This window comes from Holdemania sp. 1001302B_160321_E10 (assembly GCF_015552275.1).
Classification (GTDB): Bacteria; Bacillota_I; Bacilli_A; order Erysipelotrichales; family Erysipelotrichaceae; genus Holdemania.
Genome location: NZ_JADNEM010000060.1, coordinates 1 through 2,220, shown reverse-complemented (window position 1 = coordinate 2,220; position 2,220 = coordinate 1). Strand labels below are relative to the sequence as shown.

At 48.0% G+C, this 2,220-nt stretch carries 2 protein-coding genes and 1 pseudogene; all 3 read left to right on the top strand.

What is annotated here, in order from left to right; all coding sequences use genetic code 11:
• Positions 1-185: pseudogene (locus I2D94_RS17830) on the top strand (plasmid recombination protein); the annotation flags it as partial.
• Between the two features lie 72 nt (positions 186-257).
• Positions 258-452 carry a hypothetical protein gene (locus I2D94_RS17825; protein ID WP_002334813.1) on the top strand — a complete coding sequence of 65 codons (195 nt, stop codon included), beginning with the start codon at positions 258-260 and terminating at the stop codon, positions 450-452.
• A gap of 145 nt (positions 453-597) precedes the next feature.
• On the top strand, positions 598-2,175 hold the full coding sequence (locus tag I2D94_RS17820; protein ID WP_069972668.1) for a recombinase family protein: 1,578 nt from the start codon (positions 598-600) through the stop codon (positions 2,173-2,175).
• Positions 2,176-2,220: the final 45 nt, after the last annotated feature.

The window sequence follows — 2,220 nt, the reverse complement described above, 5'->3', positions numbered from 1 at the left end:
TGGCGGAGAATGAGAAGTTGGAAGCAAGGGCAAAGGCCAGCGAAAAAGGAAAGATGAAAGATACGATGGAACGGGCAAAGCTGAAAAGCGAACTGGACAATTTACAGCGGCTGGTTGACCGTATCCCGCCGGATATACTGGCGGAACTGAAACGTCAGCAGCGGCACACGGTAAAGGAAAGGTGATAGATATAAGCAGAAATTTTCGCCGCCTTTGTGCGGCATTGTACCTTGAAAACTGAATATGGAGGACACTGGATGGCAAAAAGCGAAAGCGATATTTTTACACCCCGGACAGGGCAGGTCATACAAGCAGAGAACGGCACGCAGTATTTTGTATGTGGGAACAACCGTATAAAAATCTCCGAACACTTCGCCGCAGGCGGGAAGCCCCTCGGTGATCTGATTGTAGATGTGGTGCGGCATACCGCAGAAAAAGCCGCTTCAACCTGATAGCCCATCATTGATAACACGCCCACGCTTATGATATAATTGCCATAGAGCAAAAGTATTGTAAGCGTGGGTTGTTTCTTTAGAAGGAGGATTTTTAACGGTGAAACAACCTTACAATACTACGATTTACAACACGGCGCTTTATATGAGATTGAGCCGGGACGATGAACTGCAAGGAGAAAGCGGGAGTATTCAGACACAACGCATGATGCTCCGGCAATATGCCGCCGAGCATAGCCTGAATGTCATAGATGAATATATCGACGATGGATGGTCTGGAACGAACTTTGACAGGCCGGATTTTCAGAGAATGATTGATGACATTGAGGACGGGAAAATCAACTGCGTTGTTACGAAGGATTTATCCCGCTTAGGCAGAAACTACATTCTGACCGGCCAATACACGGAAATCTACTTTCCCAGCAAAGGAGTCCGCTATATCGCTGTCAATGACAATGTGGACACCATCAACGGAGAGAATGAGCTTGCCCCATTCCTCAACATTCTGAATGAAATGCACGCCCGCCAGACCAGCAAAAAGGTAAAGGCGGCCATGCGGACACGGTTCGCAAATGGCGCACACTATGGAGCCTATGCTCCGCTTGGCTATGTCAAAGACCCAGATAAGAAAGGCCATCTTCTGATTGACCCGGAAACAAGGTGGATTATCGAAAAGATTTTTGACCTTGCCGTTCATGGCCGGGGAGCCGCCAGCATTACACGGATTTTGGTCGAAGAAAAAGTACCTACTCCCGGCTGGCTGAATTTCCAGAGATACGGCACTTTCGCAAATATCTATGCCGGAGCGCCGGAGGAAAAAGCCTATGCGTGGACGATAGCGCAGGTGAAAAGTATTCTGAAAGAGGAAACCTATATCGGACACAGCGTCCACAATAAGCAGACCAATATTTCATTCAAAAACAAGAAGAAAGTACGCAAGCCAAAAGAGGAATGGTATCGTGTGGAGAACACCCACGAAGCGATTATTTCCGAAGATGTGTTCCGTCAAGTACAGGAGCAGATTTGCAACAGGCGCAGACGGCAGAAGAACGGCACAACACAGATATTTTCCGGGCTGGTAAAATGTGCGGACTGCGGCTGGTCGCTGGCCTATGGTATGAACAGCCAGAACAAAAATCCCTATGCCCACTACCATTGTAGCAAGTACGGGCAAGGATTGCACCAGTGTTCCATGCACTATATCCGCTATGATGTGCTTTACGCCTATGTCCTTTCCCGTCTGCAATACTGGTCTGTGCTGGCACAGCAGGATGGGGACAAACTTCTGAAACGGCTACTTAACGCCAGCGACAAGGAACGCAATACTGCAAGGAAGCGGCAGACAGCCGAACTGAAAAAGGCGGAAAAGCGCAAAGCAGAAGTAGACACCCTGTTTGCAAAAATGTATGAGGACTGGTCTGCCGGACGCATTACAGAATACAATTTCAATATGCTGTCCGAAAAGTATCAGGGCGAACAGCGAGAATTGGACGCAAAAATTGAACGGCTTCACGAAGCGATGGAGGTCGCCGCCCAGACAGCGGTTGACGCTGAAAAGTGGATAGGTCTGATGAAACAGTATGTCAATCCCACAGAATTGACGGCTGAACTTCTGAATACGCTGATTGAAAAAATCCTTGTCCATGAAGCGGTCAAAAGTGAGGACGGAAGCCGGGAACAGGAAGTGGAAATCTTCTACCGCTTTATCGGCAAAATCGAATGACACATCTTGAGATACCCAACAATATCTTTAACTAAGGGAAACGGG

Excerpts from the sequence above, each read along its gene's own strand:
- I2D94_RS17820 (WP_069972668.1), top strand. The coding sequence starts at position 598 with ATGAGATTGAGCCGGGACGATGAACTGCAAGGAGAAAGCGGGAGTATT.
- I2D94_RS17825 (WP_002334813.1), top strand. The coding sequence starts at position 258 with ATGGCAAAAAGCGAAAGCGATATTTTTACACCCCGGACAGGGCAGGTC.